The organism is Arthrobacter sp. 9E16 (assembly GCF_002929435.1).
GTDB lineage: Bacteria > Actinomycetota > Actinomycetes > Actinomycetales > Micrococcaceae > Arthrobacter_B > Arthrobacter_B sunyaminii.
The window spans coordinates 265,354-288,205 of the sequence record NZ_PJIU01000001.1 but is presented as its reverse complement, the minus strand read 5'-3'; the positions used below and the strand labels follow the sequence as shown (position 1 = coordinate 288,205).

The following is a 22,852-nucleotide window of genomic DNA, read 5'->3' as shown; positions in this document are numbered from 1 at the left end:
CCAAGGTGCCCGGTCAACGGCCTTCAGTTTACCCGCGGGTAATACATCCGGCAGGTTCCGCAGCACGTTTGGGTACTAGATTGGGATCCATGATTGAGCCAAACGCCGCACTGCCGCCGCTGGTTGAGCCTGCGGCAGCGCTGACCCACGAGGAAACCCGGCGCTATTCCCGGCACCTGATTATTCCCGAATTCGGGATGGTTGCCCAGCAGCGGCTGAAGAACGCCCGTGTCCTGGTCATCGGGGCAGGCGGCTTGGGCTCCCCGGCCCTGCTGTACCTTGCCGCCGCCGGCGTGGGAACGCTGGGAATCGTTGACGACGACACTGTGGATGAGTCCAACCTGCAGCGCCAGGTCATTCACGGTGTGTCGGATATCGGCAGCTCCAAAGCCGAGTCTGCGCGGCGGAGCATCCACGAGCTGAACCCCCTGGTTACGGTCCAGCTGCACCCGGTCCGCCTGGATGCGGCCAATGTGCTGGAGATCTTTGCCGGATATGACCTGATCCTGGACGGCACCGACAACTTTGCCACCCGTTACCTCGTCAATGATGCTGCGGAAATCCTGGGCAAGCCGTATGTCTGGGGATCAATCCTCCGGTTCGACGGCCAGGTCAGCGTGTTCTGGGGGCGGCACGGACCGACGTACCGCGACCTTTATCCGCAGGCACCGCCGGCCGGCTCGGTTCCCTCCTGCGCAGAAGGCGGAGTTCTGGGAGTGCTGTGCGCGCAGATCGGATCCGTCATGGTCAACGAGGCCGTGAAATTGATTACCGGTACCGGTGTGACGCTTCTGGGACGGGTCCTGGTGCTCAATGCGCTGGACATGTCCTGGCGGGAGATTCGGGTGCGCAAGGATCCGGCTGCTGAACAGGTCACCGAACTGGAGGAGGATTATGAGGCCTTTTGCGGATTGCCGGTCCGTGCCGGCGTGGACGGGGACCGGGAACCGGCCGTCGACGTCCGCGAACTGCAGCGGCTGCTGGCCGCCCGCGCGGCAGGGGAGCGCGATTTTGATCTGATCGATGTTCGGGAACCCGGCGAACACGCCATTGTCAGTATTGACGGCGCTCAGCTGATGCCCCGCGCCGGAATCCTGGCGGGGGATAACCTGCCCGCACGGGACCGGGATCTCTACGTGCACTGCAAGTCCGGGGGACGGTCAGCGGAAGTGGCCGCTTTCCTCAGGGCCCAGGGTTATGACCGGGTGTTCAACGTGGACGGCGGCATCCTGGCATGGGTGCGGGAGATCGAACCGGCCAAGGTCCTGTACTGAGATTTACTGCTTAGGCGGAGGCTGCAGTGTCAGCGCCGTCTTCGGAATTGTCCGCTTCGGTACTGCCATGATGGGCGGGGCCGTGCGGGGCGGACGGGCGCCGGCGTTCCACCGGCTGATCCAGGGTGATGCCGAACAGGGCTTCGAGACCCTTGATGTAATCATCCTGCTGGCCGCTGGCGGCAAGCTCGCGCGCCCGCACAGTGGGAACATGCAGGAGCTGCTTGACCATGCGGCGCATGGCGAACTCCACTTCCTCCGCAGCTCCGGTGCAGCCGTGCTGGGCACGAACCTTTTCGAGCTCGGAGTCAAGGACGTTGAGGGTGTGCCGGCGCAGGGCCACAATGGCGGAGTCCATTTGACGGCTCAGCTGGAGTTCAGAGAACGCCTTGGCGGCGTCGGCCACGATGCTGCTGGCCTGCTTCAATGACTCGACCTGCTCTGCCGGAGCCGCCAGACGCACCGATTCCAAGGTGATCAGCTCCACGCCGTCCACCTCGCGGACGTCCGGATCAAAGTCATGGGTCAGGGCCAGGTCAATGATGATCAGCGGCTTGTTGCTGGACTTGCGAACACGCCTGATGTCCCCGGCGCTGACCTGGCTTTCGCTCCCGCTGCAGCCAATGACCACGTCCGCCGCAGCCAGGGCATCCGGCAGCGACTCGCGGGTCAGCGGTGTTCCGCCGCGCGATGCAGTGAATGACTCGGCCCGTCCGGACGAGGAATACACGCTGATGCGGGTGCAGCCGCGTTCCTTGAGCAGCGCCATGGTGGCTCCGGCATAGGCGCCGGTGCCGAAGACAACAACGTCCTTGGCGGACCAGTCCGTGTCCATTGAGAGATCCGTGGCCAGTTCCAGCGCCACGGAGACAATGGAAAGCCCTCGTTTACCGAGGGCTGTCAGTGCTCCAACATCTTTGGCTGTCCGGGAAGCTGTCTGGAAAAGGCGGGTTAGTCCTCCGCTGGCCGTGCCCTTTTCCTGCGCTTCGATCAGGGCCCGGCGAACCTGCCCCGCAATTTCACGCTCGCCCACGACGGCCGAATCCAGGCCCGCGCCGACGGCGAACAGGTGCTTGGCCACGGATTCGCCGGTATTGGTGTCCAGGGACCGGGAGACCAGGTCCTTGGACAGGCCGGAGTGCCGGCTGATTTCTGCGACGACGGCGGAACGGGCTGCTTCAATGTCCGCCTCCGACTTGGCTTCGCAGTAAACCTCGAACCGGTTGCACGTGGCCAGGACCACGGATCCGGTCACCGCCGATCCGGTTTCGAGCAGGGAGGAGGAGACCTGGGAGGCGCCGGCGCTGAGGCGGGCAACGGTTTCCAAGTCAACATCGGAGTGCGTCGCAATTAAGGAAAGTAGAACCACAGTGCCTCAATAGTAGCCACCGTCTCTGTGCGAACCCCAATAGGGCGGCCTTACCTGAACCGTTTCGGCATGTGTTTCCCCTCACCTGTCCGGCCGATGCGGTGCATCAGGGCGGCCCGGTTATCCATCGGGGAGGATTTTGGAGAGAATCAGGGTATGACTCTTAGCGCCTCTCATCCGCTCATGGATGGCCGCACGGCCGACTCCCCCCTGATTACCGCCTACCGGGGTGGAACTCCCTCCCGCCGGCCGGTCTGGTTCATGCGCCAGGCCGGAAGGTCGCTTCCGGAATACCGCAAGCTGCGGGAGGGAATTGCGATGCTGGATTCCTGCCTGGACCCCGCGCTGGCCTCCGAAATCACGCTGCAGCCCGTCCGCCGGCATGACGTTGACGCCGGCATCTTCTTCTCTGACATCGTCATCCCGCTCAAGCTTGCCGGTGTCGACGTCGACATCGTTCCCGGCGTCGGACCCGTCCTGGGCACGCCGGTGCGCACCGCGGCGGATGTTGCCGCACTGCCGGTCCTGACCGAAGAGGCACTGGAGCCGATCCGCGAAGCAGTCCGCCTCACAGTGGCGGAACTCGGCAAGACTCCGCTGATCGGTTTCGCCGGCGCCCCCTTTACGCTGGCCGCCTACATGGTGGAGGGCAAGCCTTCCCGTGACCACCTGGGTCCGCGGACCATGATGCATGCTGACCCGGACGCCTGGCGTGCACTCACGGAGTGGGCCGCGGATGCCTCGGGAATGTTCCTGCGCGCCCAGCTCGAAGCAGGTGCAAGCGCCGGGCAGCTCTTTGACTCATGGGCCGGTTCACTCGGACTCGCCGACTACACCCGCCATGTGGCGCCGGCATCGACCCGCGCCCTGGACCATGTCCGGGATCTTGGTGCGCCGCTGGTGCATTTCGGCACCGGCACCTCCGAGCTGCTGGGCGCCATGCGCGATGTTGGCGTCGATGTGGTGGGAGTGGACTACCGGTTGCCGCTGGACGAGGCCAACCGCCGGCTCGGCGGAGCGACGCCCCTGCAGGGAAACATTGACCCCGCCCTGCTGAATGCCCCGTGGCCGGTGCTGGAAGCGCATGTGCGCGAGGTCCTGGCCGCCGGAGCCGCTGCGCCGGGCCATGTGGTGAACCTGGGACACGGCGTGCCCCCCGAAACGGACCCGGACGTCCTGACGCGGGTGGTACAGCTCATCCATTCGGTGGAGCCGTAACCATGCCGCACCGTCCGGTTCTTCCTCATTTGCCCGCTGCCCTGTCCCATTTCCCGACCGCACGGAAAGCCGTTCCCGACGCTGTTCCGGAAGCGCCCGGACCTGCCCCGAGAACTGCAGTGGTGGTGGGCGGCGGCATCTCCGGCCTGATCGCCGCCCGGGACCTGGCCCGCAGCGGCATATCCGTAACCCTGCTGGAGGCGGGAACCGAGCTTGGCGGCTGTGTTGGCGCGCATTCCGTTGCGGGATTGACCCTGGACAGCGGCGCCGAATCCTTCGCTACGCGGTCCCGTGCCGTGCCCGAGCTGATTGAGGAACTGGGGCTGGGCGACGCCGTCGTCCAGCCCAACCGGGACGGCGCCTGGCTGCAGTTGGCCGGCGAGGACACCGCTGCGGCCGCCCAGCGGATGCCGCAGAGCGGTCTGCTCGGTATTCCCGCGGATCCGCGCGCACCCGAAATTGTCCAGGCCATCGGACGCACGGGTTCCGCGAGGGCGGCACTGGACAAGGTGCTGCCCGTGGGTAGCCTGGCCCGCCGGGAAACTGTGAGCCTGGGCGAAGTGGTCCGCGCCCGCATGGGCGACGCGGTGCTGCGCCGCCTCGTTGCTCCGGTGGTGGGCGGCGTGTACTCCTCGGATCCGGATGTGCTGGACGTGGACTCAGTGGCTCCGGGACTCCGCACCGCCCTCGCCAAGCACGGGTCCCTGGCCGGGGCGGTGGCTTCCATGCGGGCCTCAGCACCCGCCGGATCCGCCGTCGCCGGGCTGGCCGGAGGTATGGGGATGCTCACCCGTGCCCTGGAGAAGGACCTGCTTGCGCTGGGTGTAAATGTCCGCACCGGAGCGGCCGTCACGGCCGTGGGGCACAGCGGCAGCGGCTGGACGGTCTCGGTCGCCGGAGACCAGGCGCCCGAGGCGGAAACAATCGCCGCAGACAGTTTGGTTATGGCAACGGACGGCCCCTGCGCTGCGGACCTGCTGGCAGGCACCGTTCCGGAACTGGCAGCCGCCCGCCCGGGCCCCGGCCCCGGCGTCGCCCTCGTCACCCTCGTAGTGGACCAGCCGGACCTGGATGCCCACCCGCGCGGCACCGGAGTGCTCGTTGCAGCGGACGTTGATGCCGTGGACGCCAAGGCCCTGACTCACGCCACTGCAAAATGGCAGTGGCTTGCCGACTCCACCGGACCGGGAACGCACGTGCTGCGGCTCTCCTACGGGCGGGCCCTGAGCGCAGCCGATGCCGCTGCCGCAGCACGGCCAAGTCCGGTGGAGCGCGACGACGAGGATCTTTTTGCCCAGGCCCTGGCCGACGCCTCGGTGCTCCTCCAGGTTCCGCTGGGGGTTGACGACGTGGTGGGCTGGGACGTGGTGCGGTGGGTCGGCGCCCTGCCTTCCGCCGCCGTCGGGCACCGCGACCGGGTCGCGGCGGTCCGCGCCGCCGTGGAGAAGGTTGCCGGGCTGGAAGTGGTGGGGGCCTGGCTGGCCGGCACCGGTCTGGCCGCCGTCGCCGCAGATACGCGCACCCGGATTGCCGGACTGGTGGACCAACTGGACCGGCAGTGATCTTGACCACTTTCTACAAGAAGTAGAAGTGGAGTATTTCGCCTAAGCCTGCCCGGAAGGGCAGACTGTTAATCATGAGTGAGCCCATGGGTCAGAGCACCGCAGAAACAGCCGCCACCGAAGAACAGTTCTTTACCCTCTGGACCGTTTTCAAGCGGTCCGCGACGGGTGGGGCATCAGGTGCAGCTGCCGATTCCGAGGAAAACGTCAAAGCCTTCGAGGCATTGACCGAGAAACTGTCAGAGCGCCATGTCACCCTTCGCGGGCTGTATGACGTCTCTGCCATGCGGGCCGACGCCGACGTCATGGTGTGGCTGCACGGCGGCCGCGCCGAAGACCTGCAGTCAGCCGTCCGCGACATCCGCCGCTCCGGCCTCTTCGCCGGAACCGAAATTGCCTGGTCTGCCATGGGTGTGCACCGCGATGCGGAGTTCTCCAAGAATCACTGGCCGTCCTACGCCCGGGGCATTGATCCCGAAGCCTGGATCTGTGTCTACCCGTTTGTCCGCTCGTACGAGTGGTACCTGCTGCCGGCCGAGGAACGCGGCAAGATGCTGCGCGACCACGGCATGCTGGGACGCGAATTCCCGCAGGTCCTGGCCAACACTGTTGCCTCCTTTGCCCTCGGTGACTGGGAATGGATCCTGGGGCTGGAAGCTCCCAACCTGGTTGACCTGGTGGACATGATGCGTCACCTGCGCTCCACCGAAGCCCGTAACCACGTCCGCGAAGAAATCCCCTTCTACACCGGCCGGCGCATCGACGCCGCGGAAGTTGCCGAGGTACTGAAATGACATCTGAGCCCTCCAGCGAGTCCGCAGCATTCAACCCGCTTGACGGCGTTGACGAGAACGGACGCATGGCCCCCAAGCACTACGACGCGATCCTGCTGGCCTCCTTTGGCGGCCCCGAAGGACAGGAAGACGTCATTCCGTTCCTGCGGAACGTCACCCGCGGCCGGGGGATCCCGGACGAGCGGTTGGAGGAAGTGGCCACCCACTACCGCGCCAACGGCGGCATCAGCCCCATCAATGAGCAGAACCGTGCGCTGAAGGCAGCCCTCGAGGCTGAGCTGAAGCGCCGCGGCATCGACACCCCGGTGCTGTGGGGAAACCGCAACTGGGCCCCCTACATCAAGGACGTGCTGCAGGAAGCGTATGACACCGGCTACCGCCGCCTGCTGATGGTCACCACCAGCGTGTACTCCTCCTACTCCAGCTGCCGCCAGTACCGCGAGGACCTGGGCATGAACCTGCTGGCGACCGGGTTGGATAAAAAGCTGCAGGTGGACAAGGTCCGCCAGTACTTCGACCACCCCGGGTTTGTGGAGCCGTTTGTCGAGGGCGTCCGCGATTCCCTCGCCCAGGTCCGCGAACAGCTGGCCGCCGAGGGCAAGACGGACGGGAAGATTGAAATCCTGTTCTCCACGCACTCCATCCCCACTGCCGACGCCGAAGCGTCCGGCCCGCGCGACCGCGAGTTCGAGGAAGGCAGCGCCTACGTGGCGCAGCACCTCGCCAACGCCCGCGCCATCATCGACCGCATCCCGGAAGCCGCCGGGCTCGACTGGCAGCTTGTCTACCAGTCCCGTTCCGGATCCCCGCACACGCCGTGGCTGGAACCGGACATCAACGACGCCATTGCGGAATTGCCCGCCAAGGGCGTCCAGGGCGTCGTCATTGTGCCGCTGGGCTTTGTCAGCGACCACATGGAAGTCCTCTGGGACCTGGACACCGAAGCCATGGACACCTGCAAAGAACTGGGCCTGGCAGCCCACCGCACGCCTACCCCGGGCATCCACGACACCTTCGTTGCAGGACTGGTGGATCTGCTCTGCGAGCGCACCGTCGAGAACAACATTGCCGACCGTCCCGCCGTGACACCGCTGGGCCCCTGGTACGACGTCTGCCGCCCCGGCTGCTGTGCGAACCTGCGCGGCGAGAAGCCGACCATTGCAGGCGCCGATTCCACGGTGGGTGTGCAGTAGTGGCGCATTCGCCCGTCCTGATCGGCACCCGGGGCAGTGCCCTGGCCGTCACCCAGACCACCACAGTGGCCAACGCGCTCTCCGAACTGGGCGGTTTCGACGTCGAACTGGTCCGGGTGCGGACCGAAGGGGACATCAACCGGGCCGCCCTGTCCCAAATTGGCGGTACCGGTGTCTTCGTTGCCGCACTGCGGGACTCGCTGCTGCGCGGAGACTGCGACGTAGCCGTCCACTCCCTCAAGGACCTGCCCACCGGAGCAGCGGACGGCCTGACCATCGGGGCCATCCCGGGCCGGGTGGACGTCCGTGACGCGCTTTGCGCCCGCGACGGCCTGACCCTGGCCCAGCTGCCCGAAGGCGCCCGCGTGGGCACCGGCTCTCCGCGCCGGGCCGCACAGTTGCGTGCCGCCCGTCCGGACTTGGAGGTAGTGGATATCCGCGGCAACGTGGACACCCGCCTGGGCCGTGTGGCCGGCCTGGTGGAAGGCGCTCCCGGCGACCTTGACGCCGTCGTGCTGGCGGCCGCAGGTTTGGCGCGTCTGGGCCGGCTGGAGATGGTCTCGGAATTCCTGGACCCCTCCGTCATGCTGCCCGCTCCCGGCCAGGGGGCCCTGGCAGTGGAGTGCCGGACCGCTGACGCCGCCGAAGGACCGCTGAGCCGGGCACTGGCTGCCTATGACAACAACGCCGCCCGCCTGACGGTCACTGCGGAACGGGCGCTGCTGAACCGGCTGGAAGCCGGCTGCACCGCACCCATTGGTGCCTTGGCCACTGTGACTGAGGTTCGCCTGCATCTGGAGGCCGTGGTCTGCAGCGACGACGGTGCCAAGGTGATGCGGCGTTCCGCGGCTACGGCGGAGCTGGACGAAGACGGCGCCCGTGCCCTGGGCGTCCGCCTGGCAGAAGATCTGCTTGCCGCCGGTGCCGCGTCCCTGACGGACCTGGCGGTCAGCTAATGCTGCCTTCCGGAAACAGCTGAGATGAGCGGGGCTAAACTCCGGGAACTGGCGGGGCTGAACGTGGTCCTGCTGCGCAGCCCGGACCGGGCCGCGGCAATGACCGCCGAACTGGAATCCCGCGGTGCTGCCGTGGCGCTCCTGCCGCTGATTGATTTCCAGTTTCCCGCTGACACCAGTGAGCTGGACTCGGCGCTCGTGTCCCTGCGCTCCGGACGGTTTGCCTGGGTGATCTTCACCAGCGTGACCACCGTGCGCGCCATGGTGCGCCGCTGCGCCGCCCTGGGGGTGGCGGCGGCATCCGCCGTGCCTGCCGGAACCCGGATCGCCGCCGTCGGTACCGGAACCCGCAGGGCGCTGGAGGACACCGGTCTGGCCGTGGACCTGATGCCCGAGGGGGATCATTCCGCCCGCGGGCTGGCTGAAACCTGGCCGCACCCTCAGGATTCGGATCCCGAGGGCGGGGCACTGCGCATCCTGCTGCCGCAGGCGGACCTGGCCGATCCGGCGCTCCGCGACAACCTCACATCGCTGGGCTGGGACGTCCGCGCCGTCACGGCCTACTGCACCGTGGACTATCCCGCCCCGGGCGTCCGCTTTACGCCCGCAGCCGACACCGGCGCTGACGGAACGGCTCCGCTGATCACCGCCCAGGACTTCCTCGGCGCCGCACCGGCCGGTCCGCGCGCCGTCGTGCTGACCTCGCCCAGCATCGTTCGCCGCTTCCTGCGGTTGTGCGCACCCGTTCCGCGGGGCACACTGCTGGTTGCCATTGGAGACAGCACGGCTGCCCAAATGGTTGAGCTGGGCTGCCCGCCCGATGCTGTGGCAAACCAACCCACGCCCGAGGGAATAGCGCAGGCCCTCGTTATTGCTACATCTACGGGTCCTACAAACTAGTTCCCCGTCATTACCGGAAGGCAGATTTATCCATGAGCTTCCCCCAGCACCGTCCCCGCCGGCTGCGCACCACACCTGCCATGAGGCGGCTGACCGCCGAATACCGGCTGGATCCGGCCGAACTGATCCTCCCCGCCTTTGTCCGCGAGGGCATCACCGAGCCCAATCCGCTCACCTCCATGCCCGGCGTCGTCCAGCACACCATGGATTCCCTGAAGAAGGCCGCCGCGGAAGCGGTTGAACTGGGGGTGGGCGGCATCATGCTCTTCGGCATCCCCGCCGAGCGCGACGCCGTCGGCAGCGCCGGGACCGATCCGAACGGTATCCTCAACCGCGGCATAGCCGCCGTCCGCGAGGAAGTGGGCGATGACCTCGTCATCATGAGCGACGTCTGCCTGGACGAATTCACCGACCACGGTCACTGCGGCGTCCTGGACGAAAACGGCGTCGTGGACAATGACAGCACCCTGGAAATCTACGGCCGGATGGCTGTGGAGCAGGCCCGCGCCGGCGCCCACGTACTGGGCCCGTCCGGCATGATGGACGGGCAGATCGCCGTGATCCGCCATGCACTGGACACCGCCGGCTATCAGGACGTGTCCCTGTTCGCCTACGCCGCGAAGTATGCCTCGGCGTTCTACGGCCCCTTCCGCGAAGCCGTTGATTCCCAGCTCAAGGGCGACCGCAGGACCTACCAGATGGAGGCGGCCAACCGCCGCGAAGCCCTGCTGGAGGTTGAGCTGGACCTTGAAGAAGGTGCGGACATGGTCATGGTCAAGCCGGCCATGAGCTACCTCGACGTGCTGGCCGACGTGGCCGCCATGTCTCCGGTCCCGGTGGGCGCTTACCAGATCTCCGGCGAGTACGCGATGATTGAAGCTGCCGCCGCCAACGGCTGGATTGACCGCCGCCGGGCCATCGAAGAGTCCGTGCTGGGCATCAAGCGGGCCGGCGCAAACATGATTCTCACCTACTGGGCCACCGAGCTGGCGGCCTGGCTGAAGGAAAGCAAGTAATGTCCTCACCTGTCTCACCGTCGTCCAACGAAGAACTCTTTGACCGTGCCCGGGCCCTGATGCCCGGCGGCGTGAACTCCCCGGTCCGGGCCTTCGGCTCCGTGGGCGGCACGCCCAAGTTCATGGTCTCCGCCAAGGGCCCGTACATCACGGACTCCGAGGGCCGCGAGTATGTGGACCTGGTCTGCTCGTGGGGGCCCGCCCTGGTGGGCCACTCCCACCCGGACGTGCTGGCCGCCGTGCACGCCGCCGTCGACAACGGACTGTCCTTCGGTGCGTCCACCCCCGCCGAAGCCGAACTGGCGCAGCTGGTAATGGACCGGGTGCCGGGCGTGAAGCGCCTGCGCATGGTCTCCACCGGCACCGAAGCCACCATGACCGCCATCCGGCTGGCCCGCGGCTACACCGGCCGCAACCTGGTCATCAAGTTCGCCGGCTGCTACCACGGCCACCTGGACGGGCTGCTGGCCTCTGCCGGCTCCGGCCTGGCCACCCTGGCCCTGCCCGGGTCCGCCGGCGTCACCGAAGCCACCGCCGCTGAAACGCTGGTGCTGCCGTACAACGACGTGGATGCGGTCGAAAAGGCCTTCGCTGAGCACGGCGCGAACATTGCCGCCGTCATCACCGAGGCAGCACCCGCGAACATGGGCGTGGTGACCCCGGAGCCGGGATTCAACGCAGCCCTGTCCCGCATCACCGCAGAAAACGGCGCCCTGCTCATCCTGGACGAGGTCCTCACCGGGTTCCGTACCGGACTGGCCGGATACTGGGGCCTGACCGGCGCGAAGGAAGGCTGGACGCCGGACCTGTTCACCTTCGGCAAGGTCATTGGCGGCGGGATGCCCGTGGCCGCACTGGGCGGCCGCTCCGACGTGATGGACTACCTGGCTCCGCTGGGCCCGGTCTACCAGGCAGGTACCCTGTCGGGTAACCCAATCGCCATGGCCGCCGGTGTCGCCACGCTGAAGGCTGCCACCGCAGAGGTCTATGCCACTGTGGATGCCCGCAGCGCCGAGCTCTCCGCCGCGGTTTCCGCTGCACTGACCGACGCCGGCGTGGACCACAGCATCCAGCGCGCCGGAAACCTGTTCAGCGTTGCCTTCGGCACCTCGGACACGGGCGTGCATAACTACGAGCAGGCCCAGGCGCAGGAGTCCTTCCGGTATAAGCCGTTCTTCCACTCGATGCTGGAGAGCGGCGTGTACCTGCCGCCGTCGGTCTTCGAGGCCTGGTTCCTGTCCGGCGCGCACGACGACGCCGCCATGGAACGCATCTACGCTGCGCTTCCGGCGGCCGCCAAGGCTGCGGCTGACGCACAGCCGTAACGGCCCGAGCCACGAAAAACCCCGCCTCTTCCTTTCGGGAGGGGCGGGGTTTTTCGTTGTTCAGCGGGCGGCAGTCAGTGCCTAGAAAGCAGCAGTGACGTCACCGTTGGGCCAGGTTTCCTCGATGAAGGAAGAGACCTCGGGGGAGTGGAGCAGCTCTTCGAGCTTGTCGATGCGGGCGTCCTTGTTGCCGGTCTTCCAGGCCAGGAAGTTGGCGTACGGGTTCTCTTCGACGGATTCCACCAGCAGGGCGTCGTCGGTGCTCAGGCCGGCGGCCAGGATGTAGTTGCCGTTCAGAATGGCCAGGTCCACGGTGGGATCGCTGAGGTCATTGACCAGCAGTTCCGGCTGGTTCTCAACGAAGTCCAGTCCCTTGGGGTTCTGCTCGTCCGTCAGGGCCAGCACCGAAGCGTCGTCTTCAACGTTCTCCAGCAGGCCGGCTTCTTCCAGCAGCGTCAGCGCGCGGGCCTGGTTCGAAGGGTCGTTGGTGATGGCCACGCGGGCACCGTCGCCGACGGCGGAGATGTCCTCATGCTTTTCGGAGAAGACGGCGTACGGCTCCACATGGACGCCGGCGCCGTGCTCAAAGTCGTAACCCTGGGACTCGACCTGGGACTCGAAGTACGGCAGGTGCTGGTAGTAGTTCGCATCCAGCGAGCCGTCATCCAGGGCGATGTTCGGAGTGACGTAGTCGTCGAATTCCTTGATTTCCAGCTCGAGGCCGGCATCGGCCGCCAGATTGTCGGCGACGTACTGCAGGATCTGCGCGTGCGGCAGCGGGCTGGCACCCACCGTCAGGGTTACCGGGTTTGCCGGATCCAGACTGTCAACGGATTCGCTGGAGGCGTCGGAGCCTCCGCAGGCGGACAGCGCCAGGGCAGCGGCCACACCGGTGGCAACGAGAGTCAGTGATTTACGCATCGGGTGCGTTCCTTTCAGGGAACCCGGGCCGGAAGACATCCAACCCGGACAGTGGGCAGCTAGCGGCTACTGGCTGCAGATTCCGGTCCGGACCGCGGCCGGCAAGGCAGCGGACGGCGGGAAAAACTTCAATGGTCAGCGGCGGATGTCCGCTGTGTCCGGGACACTGCGGCCGGGAGCATGGTCCGGGCCGGCGGGCGGCGCAACAACGCTGACATCGAGGGCAGCGGCACCGGGGGCGGCAGCGGTCCGGCGGCGGCGCCTGGCACCGCCGTCGGCCGAGCGGTGATCCACGCGGCGGGCCACCATGTCGCCGGCAATCTGGATGACCTGGACAATGGCCACGATCACGATGATGGTGACGATCATGACGCCGCTGTCGAAGCGCTGGACACCGTAGTTGTAGGCCAGCCGGCCCAGCCCGCCGCCGCCCACGATGCCGGCCATGGCGGAGTAGCCCACCAGGGTGACCATCGTGGTGGTCAGCGCGGCAACCAGTCCCGGCATCGCTTCCGGAAGCAGGACCTTGGAGACGATCTGCATCTTCGTGGACCCCATGACCAGGGCGGCATCGATTTTGCCGCCTGACACATCACGCAGCGCGGTTTCCACCAGCCGGGCGAAGAAGGGGATGGTGCCGATGCTCAGGGCCACGCAGGCGGCGATCGGTCCGATGGAGGTGCCGGTGATGATGCGGGCCAGCGGGATCAGCGTCACCATCAGGATGGCGAACGGAATGGAACGGGTGATATTCACGATGACGCCGCTGACAATCCGGTTGGTGACGGGCAGCGGGCGCAGGCCTCCGGGTGCACTGGTGTGCAGGAAAATACCCAGCGGAAGGCCGATGAGCAGCGTGACAAGGCCGGAGATACCCACCATCTGCAGGGTTTCCAGAATGGATTCCGGCAAAGCCTTGGTGATTCCGGGATTGTCCAAAAGTTCGGTCAGGAAGTTCATGCGGCCACCTCCACGGCAACGCCCTGGTCGGCGAGATAGTCGGTTACGGCGGTCATGTCCGTGTGGACGTCGAGCTGGATGCGCAGTCGTCCGAAGCGCCTGCCTGCCAGGGTTTCAACGCTTCCGGCGAGGACGTTCACATCAGTGTCGAAGCGGCGGGTCAATGCCGAGAGCACCGGTTCCGTGGCGTTCCCGCCCGTGAGCAGCAGTTCCAGGACCGGTCCGGTGGGGTCCCCGGGCAAAAGAGGAGTGGCGGGCAGCGGAATCAGCGCCTTGGCCAGCCGGCCGCCGAGGTTGGAAGCGACCTCGTTCAGCGGTCCGTGCTCGGCAACCCGCCCTGCTTCGAGCAGGGAGACGGAATCGCAGATGCGTTTCACGACGTTCATTTCATGGGTGATGATCAGAACCGTCAGTCCCAGCCGGTGCGAGAGGTCCGAGATCAGGTCCAGGATGTCATCGGTGGTGCCGGGGTCCAGGGCCGAGGTGGGCTCGTCGCACAGCAGGATGTCCGGATCAGAGGCCAGGGCGCGGGCAATGCCAACGCGCTGTTTCTGGCCGCCGGACAGTTGTGCGGGATAAGCACCCGCGAAGCTTTCCAGTCCCACCAGGCGCAGGAGATCGGACACCTTGTCCTGGATGACCTGCTTCTTGGCACCGGCCAGCTCCAAAGGATGCGCGATGTTCGCTGCTGCCGTGCGGGAATCCATCAGGTTGGCGTGCTGGAAAACCATGCCGATGCGGCGCCGGGCGCTGCGGATTTCGGAGTCCTTGACCGCGGTCAGCTCCCGCCCGTCGATGGTGACCGAGCCCGACGTCGGACGGTCCAGCAGGGTGAGGCATCTCACCAGGGTGGACTTGCCGGCACCGGAATGCCCGATGATCCCGTGGATGGATCCCTTCGGCACGCTCAGGCTGACGCCGTCGAGCGCAGTGACGTCTCGGTCGCCCTGGCGGTAGACCTTGCGCAGGTCGGTAACTGTGATCATTGATCCTCGTGGTCTGTGTATGGGTGCTGGTCAGCGGGCGGTTGCCGGGCGCGGAAAGTACCGGGCACGTCTGGGTGCCGGCCAACCGGGTGGTGTCTGCCAATCACGTGGCACAAGACGCCTGATCCCTGCGAGATGCCCTGCCACGGGGTCTCCGGGTCGCGCCTGGGGCGCCATCAGCGCCTAACACAGCTGTCAGTATCTCACGCAGGGGGCTACTGACTCGATTCGGGGCGGACAGTGTGAAGCAGGCTTCCAATATGTTTCGTAACGTGACGCGGGGTTGCTCCCGGACACGGGGATGTCCGGGAAGGCGGGGTGTCAGCTGCGCGCGGGCCACGTGCCGTCCACCACGGCGGATGGATCCCTGCGCCGCAGGTACTCCTGGAAACTGGCTGCCTGTTCACGGGCCCAGTTGACCTGTGCCTCATGCAGCAGTGTTGCTTCGCGGTGCAGCACGGGGAACTTGCCGGCCATGGCCCGGGCAACCCCGATCGTGGCCATGACATCAGCGGCTGAAGTGTGCGCGTTCTCGAAGCCGACGCCGTAGTGTTCCGTCAGCGCCGTCAACGTACGCTTTCCGCGGCGGTAACGGTCCACCTGCTTGTCCAGGATGTACGGATCGATGACGGGGGCAGGGGCCGGCGGTGTCAGCCCGAACCGCTCGCACTCCCGGTTCAGGACGGTGAAGTCATAGGAGGCGTTAAACGCCAGGACCGGGATGCCCGCAGCGAAGAGGCTCCCCAGCACTCCGGCAATTTCAGCGCAAACCTCGGCCGCGGGCCGGCCCTGTGCGCGAGCCTGTTCAGTGCTGATGCCGTGGATGGCAGCAGCCTCGGCGGGAATGTCCTCCTCCACGGCGGCGAGCCACTCATGGTGCTTCAGGACTTCCCCCTGACCGTTGACCAAAATGATGGAAGCGGTGACGATGCGTGCGGTCTGCGGGTCGCGGCCGGTGGTCTCAAGATCAAAGGCCGCGTGGGGGAGTTCATGCCAGCTGTTCATGAAATAAACGTACCGTTGGGCACCGACAATCCAAGATTCCGGTACGCCGGGCGCTCGGCTTACGCTGGTCATATGCGCAATGACTACGTCGAAGCCGTGCGCTCAGTGGTTGAGCTGATACCGCCCGCACATGTCCTCTCGTATGGGGATGTGGCCGAAATCCTCAGCCACGGCGGTCCGCGCCAGGTGGGTGCCGTCCTGTCCCGTCACGGAGCCGGCCTGCCCTGGTGGCGCGTGATCCGCGCCGGCGGGGAACCTCCCCGGTGCCACGGCCGGCGCGCCTGGGAGCATTACGCGGCCGAAGGTACCCCCGTGACGGGGACCCCGGACGACGACGGCGGCGGCTACCGGGTGCGGATCGGCGCAGCACGGTGGTTCCCCTCGGAAACGGATTGGGCCGTCTTCGAGGTCCTGCGCGCCGGGCTGGGCGGCATTGGGCCGGAAGTGTCGGCGGGACGTGATGAAGTAGAGACATGAGCGTAAAACTGCATTTGGTGGGGCCCTCCGCGGCAACCGCACAGGCCCCGGAATTGACGCCGGACCAGCAGGCGGTCGTGGACCTGCCCGCCGGCAGCGGACCCGTCCTGGTGCTGGGCGCTCCCGGCACCGGCAAGTCCACGATTCTGGTGGAAGCGGCCGTTGCCCGGATCAGCCGCGGACTCGATCCCGCGGGACTGCTCCTGCTGGCCCCCACGCGCCTGGCCGCCGCGGCGCTGCGCGATGCGCTGTCCGCGAGGCTGCAGGGCACCCTGAGCACGTCTCCGGCCCGCACCTGGGCTTCCTACGCCTTTGATCTGATTCGGCGGGCCAAAGCCGAAGGCCGGTTGCCCTACATCACGCGGGCACCCAAGCTGCTGTCGGGCGCCGAACAGGACGTCATCATCAAGGAACTGCTGGAGGGGCACGGCCAGCAGGGGATCCCCGCCCTGCCGTGGCCTGAGTCCCTGGACCTGGCCCTGCCCACGAGGGGTTTTCGGCAGGAGATCCGGCAGCTGTTTGACCGCATCATCGAGTACGGCATCTCCTCGGAGCGGGTGGCGGATCTGGGCCGCCGGCACAACCGGCCGGACTGGGTGGCCGCGGCTGCCCTGTATGCGGAGTACCGTGACGTCCTGGATATCCGGATGCCGGAGGCCTTTGACCCGGCGGGCATCATCACCAGCGCGCTGCAGATCCTGGAGAGTGATCCCGAGTTCCTGGCTGCCGAACGGGCCCGCTTCCAGCTCATCCTCGTGGATGACCTGCAGGAAGCAAACCCGGCCATCCATGCCCTGCTGGGACTGCTCGCCGGAGGCGGGGACGCCGTGGTCACCGCGTGCCCCGACACCGTTGTGCAGGGCTTCCGCGGAGCCCGCCCCGACCTGCTGGGTCAGCTCTCCAACACCTTGGGCGAGGGGCTGCAGACGTTTGTGCTGTCCGGACAGCACCGGCTTACCGGTTCCATTGCCACAGCCTGGCTCCGGACGGCATCGCGCATTTCGGTGGTCGGGCAGCTGCCCCGTTACCGGGCTGCTGTCCTTCCCGCCGCTGATCTTCCCGTTACCGGGCCGGAGGAACCGGCAGAGGGTGCAGTTTCGGATGAGGTACCGGCTGACGCGGTGGTTTCCGGCCGGGCTGAGGCACACGTCGTCGATTCGCCCATGCATGAACTGCGCTACATAGCCCAGCGCATCCTCCAGGCACAGCTGCTGGACGGGCGCAGGCTCGAAGACATGGCCGTGATCGTCCGCACCGGCGGCCAGCTGGCCCGGATCCAGCGTTACCTCAGCGGACAGGGCATCGACGTCAAAGTGCCCGTTGCGGAAAAGGCGGTGCGGGATGAAGCCGCGGTGCGGCCGCTGCTGGACGCTTTCGCCGTCGTCCTGAATCCGGACCTGCTGACACCCGAATCGGCCGTTGCCCTGCTGACCTCGCGGATCGGCGGCGCCAGTTCGATTGAACTGCGCCGGCTGCGCCAGGCACTGCGGCGGGAAGAAGTCCGCAGCGGAGGCGGGCGCACCAGCGATGTCCTGCTGGTGGAGGCGCTGCTGGACCCGCTGTCGCCCAGCGGCCTGGCGCTCGCAGGATTGTCGTGGGAAGCACGGGCAGCCCAGCGGCTGGCCGCCATGCTGCGCGCCGGGCGCACCGCGGCGGATCAGCCCGGTGCCACAGCCGAAACAGTGCTCTGGGCCCTGTGGTCAGCCTCGGGCTGGTCCAAAAAGTGGGCTGAAGCGGCGCTCTCCGGAGGGGCCTCCGGGGCACGGGCCGACCGGGACCTGGATGCCATCATGGCGCTGTTCCAGACCGCTGAACGCTACGTTGACCAGCTGCCGGGCTCCACGCCGGCCCAGTTTCTCGACTACCTGACCAGCTCTGAACTGCCGATGGATACCCTGGCAGCCCGTGCCCAGCGCCGCGATGCCGTGGAACTGCTCACACCGGCCAGCGCTGCGGGACGGGAATGGCCCCTGGTCATTGTTGCCGGCGTGCAGGACGGAGTCTGGCCCAATCTCCGGCTCCGCGGAGAATTGCTGGGCAGCGGAGACCTGGTGGCGGCCGTTGAGCACGGTGACGGCTTTGCAAAGCACCGCAGCCCGCAAACCCTGATGCACGCCACCCGGCACGATGAGCTGCGCAGCTTTTCCACCGCCGTCTCGCGTGCCCGCGATCTGCTGATCTGCACAGCGGTGTCCTCGGACGATGAACAGCCCTCCCCGTTCCTGGACCTGGTGGAACCGTTGCCGCCCGAAGCCATGAAACGGGAACGCACTGAGGTCCTGCGTCCGCTCACCCTGCGCTCCCTGGTGGCGGAGCTGCGTGCCCATGCACAGCAGCGGGAGGAAAAACCGGAACTCGCCCGTGAGGCAGTCCATCATCTGGGCACCATGCTTAACCACCCCGTGCGCGTGCCCGGCGCTGCGCCGTCCGAGTGGTGGGGGCTGGCGCCCCTGTCCACGGACGCCCCGGTGATTCCCGAGGAAACTCCAATTCCGGTTTCGCCGTCCAAGGTTGACGCTGTGCTGAAATCCCCGCTGAGCTGGTTTGTTTCCGCTGCGGGCGGGGAGCAGGCCACCGACTTTGCACGGTCCTTGGGTACCCTGGTGCACCAGATTGCCCAGGACCTGCCGGACGCCTCAGGCAGCGAATACGTGGCGGAACTCCAGCGGCGCTGGCCGGCCCTGGGCATGAAGGACAACTGGGAAGGCAAAGTGGACTTCAAGCGCGCCGAAACCATGGTGCGCAAACTCGCCGAGTACGTCATCAAGATGCGGCAGCAAGGCCGCTCCCTGGTGGATGTGGAACGGGACTTCGCCGCGGAAATCCCGGTGGAAATCCGCGGACAGGAACGGACCGCCCTGCTGCGCGGGCAGATCGACAGGCTGGAGATCGACGCCGAGGGCAGGCTGTTCATCGTTGACCTGAAAACGGGAAAGTCTGCCCCCAAGAAGGACGAACTCGAAGGACACCCGCAGCTTGCGGCCTATCAGGAAGCCGTCCGGGAAGGTGCCGTCGCCCGGGAAAAGCCTGAGGAAGGGGACGCCCCCGCGGCGCAGCCTGCTGCGCCGTCGTCCCTGCCCGGCGGGGCGGCACTGGTTCAGCTGGGCACCACCAACAAGGGAGTGTCCGTGCAGGAGCAGGAACCGCTGGACCCCGAAGACACCCGGGCGCAGGACATGATCCGGACGGCGGCGGCATACATGTCCGATTCCACCTTTGACACCGTGCATGACCCCACACGCAGCGGATTCGGCGGCCACGGCTGCCGTCTTCCGGAAATCTGCCCGCTCTGCCCCGAAGGAAAGCAGGTCACCGAATGAGTGCCTCCCTGAGTGAAACCCTGCCTCCCGAGGTCCCCGGCACCCCCCGGTATTCGGCCCGCGAGCTGGCTGAAAAGCTGCACACCGATCCGAAGAACCCGGTGCAGTACCCCACCGATGACCAGATCGGCATCATCGAAGCGCCCCTGGAACCCCTGCTCGTCATTGCCGGTGCCGGCTCGGGCAAGACCAAAACCATGGCCGACCGGGTGGTGTGGCTGGTGGCGAATCAGCTGGTGCGCCCGGAACAAATCCTGGGCGTGACGTTTACGCGCAAGGCGGCGGGAGAGCTGGAAACCCGCATCCGGCAGCGGCTGGACCTGCTGCACCGGGTCCTTTCGGTGGGCACTGCCGATCCGGGCCTGATTCCGCCGGGAACCGACCCCGACGAAAGCGCCGACGCCCGGCTGGATCCCACCGTGTCCACTTACCATTCCTACGCGAACGGCATCGTCAACGACTACGGTCTGCGCCTGGGCGTGGAACGGGATTCCGTGATGCTCGGCGGAGCCCAGTCCTGGCAGCTGGCCACCGAAGTGGTGGAGGCCTACACCGGAGAGTTCGAACATTTCACGGCCGCCAAGTCCACCCTGGTCAACGGCGTGCTGCAGATGGCCGGCGAATGCGCCGAACACCTGCAGACCCCCGGTGACGTTCGGGAGCACCTGGCGGCCCATCTCGCCGTCGTTTCCGGGCTGCCCTACCAGGCTGGCAAAACCAAGGCTGCAACCGCAGCGGTGCAGAAGCTGATGGACCGGCTGCGCACCCGCATCTCCGTTACGGAACTGGTGGAGAACTACCGCAGGGCCAAATCCGAGCGCCGGCAGCTGGACTTCGGTGACCTGGTGGAACTGGCGGCCAGGATCGCCGCCACCATCCCCGAGGCCGTTGAAATGGAGCGGGCAAAGTACAAGGTGGTCCTCCTTGATGAATTCCAGGACACCTCCCACGCCCAAATGGTGCTGTTTTCACAACTGTTCGGCGACGGCCGTGCCGTGACAGCCGTGGGAGATCCGCATCAGTCCATCTACGGTTTCCGCGGCGCCTCGGCCGGTCAGCTGGGTACGTTCCGGGACCAGTTCCCGCTGTTCCTGCCCGACGGTTCCCGGGCACTGGCGCCGGTAGCTAATCTGTCGGTGGCGTGGCGCAACTCAACCTCCATCCTCGCCACCGCCAACGCCGTCTCGGCACCCCTGAACACCACCGCACCGTGGCTGAAACTCCAGAGGCTGCCGCACGTTCCCGAACTGCAGGCCAAGCCGCGGGCACCGTTGGGCGAGGTCCATCTCGGGCGTTACCTGACGGACGTCTCCGTGCCCGGGACCGGAGATGCTGAAGACATCCCGGGCGAAGCCGACGCCGTGGCCGAACAGATCCTGCTCCACCGCCGGCGGCGGTTCGAAAAGGACGACGCAGGCAAGGAGCTCCAGCCCACCATGGCCGTCCTGTGCCGCGGGCGCAAACAGTTCGGCCCGATCCGGGAGGCACTCGAAGCCCGCGGGATCCCCGTGCAGATTGTGGGCCTTGGCGGTCTGCTGTCCACGCCTGAAGTGGTGGATCTTCTGGCCGTCCTGCGTGTCCTGGGGGACCCCGGACGCTCGGATTCAATGCTGCGGATCCTGGCCGGAGCCCGCTGGCGGATTGGTCCCGCAGACCTGATGGCACTGGCCGACTGGTCGCGGCACCTCGTCCGGGTCCGGGAGCGCGCTATGTCCGTGGCCGATGCAGCGGACGTCCACCGTCCCGATGAGGCGCCGGACGGCACCGAAACCGTGGTGGAAGCGGACATGGCGGAAGCCGGTTCCCTGGTGGAAGCCGTTGATGCGCTTCCGCGCCCGGATTGGGTATCCAACGCCGGCCGGTCCATTTCCGCGGAAGGGCTGCGCCGGCTGACCCTGCTGCGCGACGAACTGCGGGACCTGCGCAGCTATGTCGGCGAAGACCTCACCACTCTGATCGGCGAGGTTGAGCGCCGGATCCTGCTGGACATCGAAGTGGCAGCCAAGCCCGGCGTCACCATTCACGAGTCGCGGCGGAACCTGGATGCCTTTGTGGACGCAGCAGCCACCTTCAGTGCGTCGAGCGACAGGGTGGACCTCATGGCCTTCCTGGCGTGGCTGGAGGCTGCCAACGAGGAAGAAAACGGACTGCCTGTCACGCAGCTCGAAGCCAGCCGCGACGCCGTGCAGCTGCTGACCGTCCATGCTTCCAAGGGACTGGAATGGGACGTTGTGGTGGTTCCGGGATTGAACGAGGGCCAGTTCCCCAATGACCGTGATTCGCGCTGGAGCAGCGGGGAAGGCGCCATTCCCTGGCCCCTGCGGGGGGACGCCCCCGATCTTCCGCAGTGGGACTGGGAGCAGGAGGATCAGAAGGGCTGGGTGGACAGCGAGAAAGCCTTCAGCGAAGACGCGCGCGGACACGCGGAGCGTGAAGAACGCCGTCTGGCCTACGTTGCCTTTACCCGGGCCAAATATGTGTTGATCTGTACCTCCAGTGCGTGGGGAGGCGGGCGGTCCAAACCGACGGCGGTCTCCCGCTATCTCCAGGACCTGTACGACCTCGGAAAGGCCGGAGCTCCCGGATTCCATCTCCTGTCATGGGTGGACGAGGGGAACGAAGGGACCTCCAACCCGGCCAATGCCGACGTCCAGCGCCGGAGCTGGCCCGTCGATCCGCTGGGGGAGCGGCGCGCAGATATGCAGGCTGCTGCAGCGGCAGTCCTCGGCGCAGCGGCCCGGCAGTCGGGACGGGTGGGGCAGTCGGAGATCGACATCCTCACAGGCGCGGATGCCCTTCCGGAGGAGGAACCCCGGGAGTCGTCCGGCAGCGTGTTTGAACCCACTCGATGGGCAAAAGAGGTGGAGCTCGTCCTGGCCCGGCACCGCCCGCCCAACGAGGTGGTGGAAGTTGAACTGCCCGCCCACATTTCCGCCTCCCTGCTGGTGGATCTGAAAGACGATCCCCAGGAAGTCACCCGGCAGCTGCGGCGTCCCGTACCGCGGGAGCCGGGCATGGCGGCGCGCAAGGGAACGGCGTTCCATGCCTGGGTTGAGGAGTTCTTCGGGACCAGCGGCATGCTGGACATCGACGAGCACCCCGGCGCAGCCGACGCCTACGTGGACGAGGCTTATCAGCTCGAAGACATGATCGCCACGTTCGAGGCTTCGCCCTGGGCACGGCGTACTCCGGCCTTCATCGAAGTGCCGGTGGAAACCCGGGTGGACACGGTGGTGGTGCGCGGACGCATCGACGCCGTCTTCCAGGATGCCGACGGAACCTGGGACCTTATCGACTGGAAAACCGGAGCGCCGCCGTCCAAGGACAAGCTGGACATCCGCTCGGTCCAGTTGGCGGTGTACCGGCTGGCGTGGGCCCGACTGAAGCAGGTGCCGCTGGAGAAGGTCAACGCCGCGTTCTATTACGTGGCAGCCGACAAGCTCATTCGTCCCTTCAACCTGCTGGGGGAGAAGGAATTGGAGGACATCATCCGATCGGCGAATTCTTCGGACCGGAACTGATCCCGGACAACGGAGGTGCCGCCGCCCCGGTGAAGGGGCGGCGGCACTTCTGTTA

16 protein-coding genes and 1 pseudogene are annotated in these 22,852 nt (G+C 66.7%); 12 read left to right on the top strand and 5 right to left on the bottom strand.

All coding sequences use genetic code 11. From position 1 onward, the window contains the following. The first annotated feature begins 89 nt into the window (after nt 1-89). Nucleotides 90-1,274, top strand: a complete 1,185-nt coding sequence (moeB, locus tag CXR00_RS01270) for a molybdopterin-synthase adenylyltransferase MoeB (RefSeq protein ID WP_104052603.1) — start codon at nt 90-92, stop codon at nt 1,272-1,274. A gap of 10 nt (nt 1,275-1,284) precedes the next feature. Here moeB and CXR00_RS01265 read toward each other — a convergent pair whose 3' ends face one another. Then, the gene (locus tag CXR00_RS01265) at nt 1,285-2,643 is read right to left on the bottom strand and encodes a glutamyl-tRNA reductase (RefSeq protein ID WP_104052602.1); all 1,359 of its coding nucleotides are present in this window, start codon (nt 2,641-2,643) and stop codon (nt 1,285-1,287) included. Nucleotides 2,644-2,799: 156 nt separating this feature from the next. On the opposite strand from CXR00_RS01265, the gene hemE reads away from it, so the two are divergent. From hemE to hemL, 8 genes are all read left to right on the top strand, one after another. Beyond that, nucleotides 2,800-3,861, top strand: coding sequence for a uroporphyrinogen decarboxylase (gene hemE / locus CXR00_RS01260; RefSeq protein ID WP_104052601.1), 1,062 nt, complete (start codon nt 2,800-2,802; stop codon nt 3,859-3,861). 2 nt (nt 3,862-3,863) lie between these two features. Then, nucleotides 3,864-5,423 carry a protoporphyrinogen oxidase gene (gene hemG, locus CXR00_RS01255; protein ID WP_104052600.1) on the top strand — a complete coding sequence of 520 codons (1,560 nt, stop codon included), beginning with the start codon at nt 3,864-3,866 and terminating at the stop codon, nt 5,421-5,423. A 74-nt stretch (nt 5,424-5,497) separates the two neighbouring features. Further along, a complete protein-coding gene (gene hemQ / locus CXR00_RS01250; RefSeq protein ID WP_104052599.1) occupies nt 5,498-6,217 on the top strand; it encodes a hydrogen peroxide-dependent heme synthase in 720 nt (239 codons plus the stop codon). Between the two features lie 65 nt (nt 6,218-6,282). Then, nucleotides 6,283-7,410, top strand: coding sequence for a ferrochelatase (locus CXR00_RS01245; RefSeq protein ID WP_237685765.1), 1,128 nt, complete (start codon nt 6,283-6,285; stop codon nt 7,408-7,410). Then, complete coding sequence (hemC, locus tag CXR00_RS01240; RefSeq protein WP_104052597.1) at nt 7,410-8,366, top strand: hydroxymethylbilane synthase; 957 nt, start codon at nt 7,410-7,412, stop codon at nt 8,364-8,366. The genes CXR00_RS01245 and hemC overlap by 1 nt, the downstream gene beginning before the upstream one ends. Before the next feature lie 24 nt (nt 8,367-8,390). Further along, the gene (locus CXR00_RS01235; protein ID WP_104052596.1) at nt 8,391-9,266 is read left to right on the top strand and encodes a uroporphyrinogen-III synthase; all 876 of its coding nucleotides are present in this window, start codon (nt 8,391-8,393) and stop codon (nt 9,264-9,266) included. Between the two features lie 32 nt (nt 9,267-9,298). After that, complete coding sequence (gene hemB / locus CXR00_RS01230; protein ID WP_104052595.1) at nt 9,299-10,282, top strand: porphobilinogen synthase; 984 nt, start codon at nt 9,299-9,301, stop codon at nt 10,280-10,282. Further along, nucleotides 10,282-11,607, top strand: coding sequence for a glutamate-1-semialdehyde 2,1-aminomutase (hemL, locus tag CXR00_RS01225; RefSeq protein ID WP_104052594.1), 1,326 nt, complete (start codon nt 10,282-10,284; stop codon nt 11,605-11,607). Before hemB ends, hemL begins: the two co-directional genes overlap by 1 nt. Before the next feature lie 81 nt (nt 11,608-11,688). On the opposite strand, the gene CXR00_RS01220 is transcribed toward hemL, so the two are convergent. From CXR00_RS01220 to CXR00_RS01205, 4 genes and pseudogenes are all read right to left on the bottom strand, one after another. Beyond that, entirely contained in the window at nt 11,689-12,528 is an 840-nt protein-coding gene (locus tag CXR00_RS01220) for a MetQ/NlpA family ABC transporter substrate-binding protein (RefSeq protein WP_104052593.1), read from the bottom strand. A gap of 282 nt (nt 12,529-12,810) precedes the next feature. Beyond that, a pseudogene (locus tag CXR00_RS01215) lies at nt 12,811-13,488 on the bottom strand (methionine ABC transporter permease); the annotation flags it as partial. Then, nucleotides 13,485-14,474, bottom strand: coding sequence for a methionine ABC transporter ATP-binding protein (locus tag CXR00_RS01210; RefSeq protein WP_104052591.1), 990 nt, complete (start codon nt 14,472-14,474; stop codon nt 13,485-13,487). The gene CXR00_RS01210 and the pseudogene CXR00_RS01215, both read right to left, overlap by 4 nt. A 321-nt stretch (nt 14,475-14,795) precedes the next feature. Beyond that, nucleotides 14,796-15,479, bottom strand: coding sequence for a 3'-5' exonuclease (locus CXR00_RS01205; RefSeq protein ID WP_104053668.1), 684 nt, complete (start codon nt 15,477-15,479; stop codon nt 14,796-14,798). A gap of 72 nt (nt 15,480-15,551) precedes the next feature. Here CXR00_RS01205 and CXR00_RS01200 point away from each other — a divergent pair, with 72 nt between their 5' ends. From CXR00_RS01200 to CXR00_RS01190, 3 genes are read left to right on the top strand one after another with little or no spacing between them, the layout of a single operon-like run. Continuing rightward, entirely contained in the window at nt 15,552-15,956 is a 405-nt protein-coding gene (locus tag CXR00_RS01200) for an MGMT family protein (RefSeq protein ID WP_104052590.1), read from the top strand. Next, on the top strand, nt 15,953-19,276 hold the full coding sequence (locus CXR00_RS01195) for an ATP-dependent DNA helicase (protein WP_104052589.1): 3,324 nt from the start codon (nt 15,953-15,955) through the stop codon (nt 19,274-19,276). Before CXR00_RS01200 ends, CXR00_RS01195 begins: the two co-directional genes overlap by 4 nt. After that, nucleotides 19,273-22,797, top strand: a complete 3,525-nt coding sequence (locus CXR00_RS01190; protein WP_104052588.1) for an ATP-dependent DNA helicase — start codon at nt 19,273-19,275, stop codon at nt 22,795-22,797. Before CXR00_RS01195 ends, CXR00_RS01190 begins: the two co-directional genes overlap by 4 nt. Nucleotides 22,798-22,852: the final 55 nt, after the last annotated feature.

Bases quoted from the DNA above. Each gene is read 5' to 3' on its own strand.
- moeB (WP_104052603.1), top strand. From the start codon at position 90: ATGATTGAGCCAAACGCCGCACTGCCGCCGCTGGTTGAGCCTGCGGCA.
- hemE (WP_104052601.1), top strand. From the start codon at position 2,800: ATGACTCTTAGCGCCTCTCATCCGCTCATGGATGGCCGCACGGCCGAC.
- hemG (WP_104052600.1), top strand. From the start codon at position 3,864: ATGCCGCACCGTCCGGTTCTTCCTCATTTGCCCGCTGCCCTGTCCCAT.
- hemQ (WP_104052599.1), top strand. From the start codon at position 5,498: ATGAGTGAGCCCATGGGTCAGAGCACCGCAGAAACAGCCGCCACCGAA.
- CXR00_RS01245 (WP_237685765.1), top strand. From the start codon at position 6,283: ATGGCCCCCAAGCACTACGACGCGATCCTGCTGGCCTCCTTTGGCGGC.
- CXR00_RS01235 (WP_104052596.1), top strand. From the start codon at position 8,391: ATGAGCGGGGCTAAACTCCGGGAACTGGCGGGGCTGAACGTGGTCCTG.
- hemB (WP_104052595.1), top strand. From the start codon at position 9,299: ATGAGCTTCCCCCAGCACCGTCCCCGCCGGCTGCGCACCACACCTGCC.
- hemL (WP_104052594.1), top strand. From the start codon at position 10,282: ATGTCCTCACCTGTCTCACCGTCGTCCAACGAAGAACTCTTTGACCGT.
- CXR00_RS01220 (WP_104052593.1), bottom strand. From the start codon at position 12,528: ATGCGTAAATCACTGACTCTCGTTGCCACCGGTGTGGCCGCTGCCCTG.
- CXR00_RS01210 (WP_104052591.1), bottom strand. From the start codon at position 14,474: ATGATCACAGTTACCGACCTGCGCAAGGTCTACCGCCAGGGCGACCGA.
- CXR00_RS01205 (WP_104053668.1), bottom strand. From the start codon at position 15,479: ATGAACAGCTGGCATGAACTCCCCCACGCGGCCTTTGATCTTGAGACC.
- CXR00_RS01200 (WP_104052590.1), top strand. From the start codon at position 15,552: ATGCGCAATGACTACGTCGAAGCCGTGCGCTCAGTGGTTGAGCTGATA.
- CXR00_RS01195 (WP_104052589.1), top strand. From the start codon at position 15,953: ATGAGCGTAAAACTGCATTTGGTGGGGCCCTCCGCGGCAACCGCACAG.
- CXR00_RS01190 (WP_104052588.1), top strand. From the start codon at position 19,273: ATGAGTGCCTCCCTGAGTGAAACCCTGCCTCCCGAGGTCCCCGGCACC.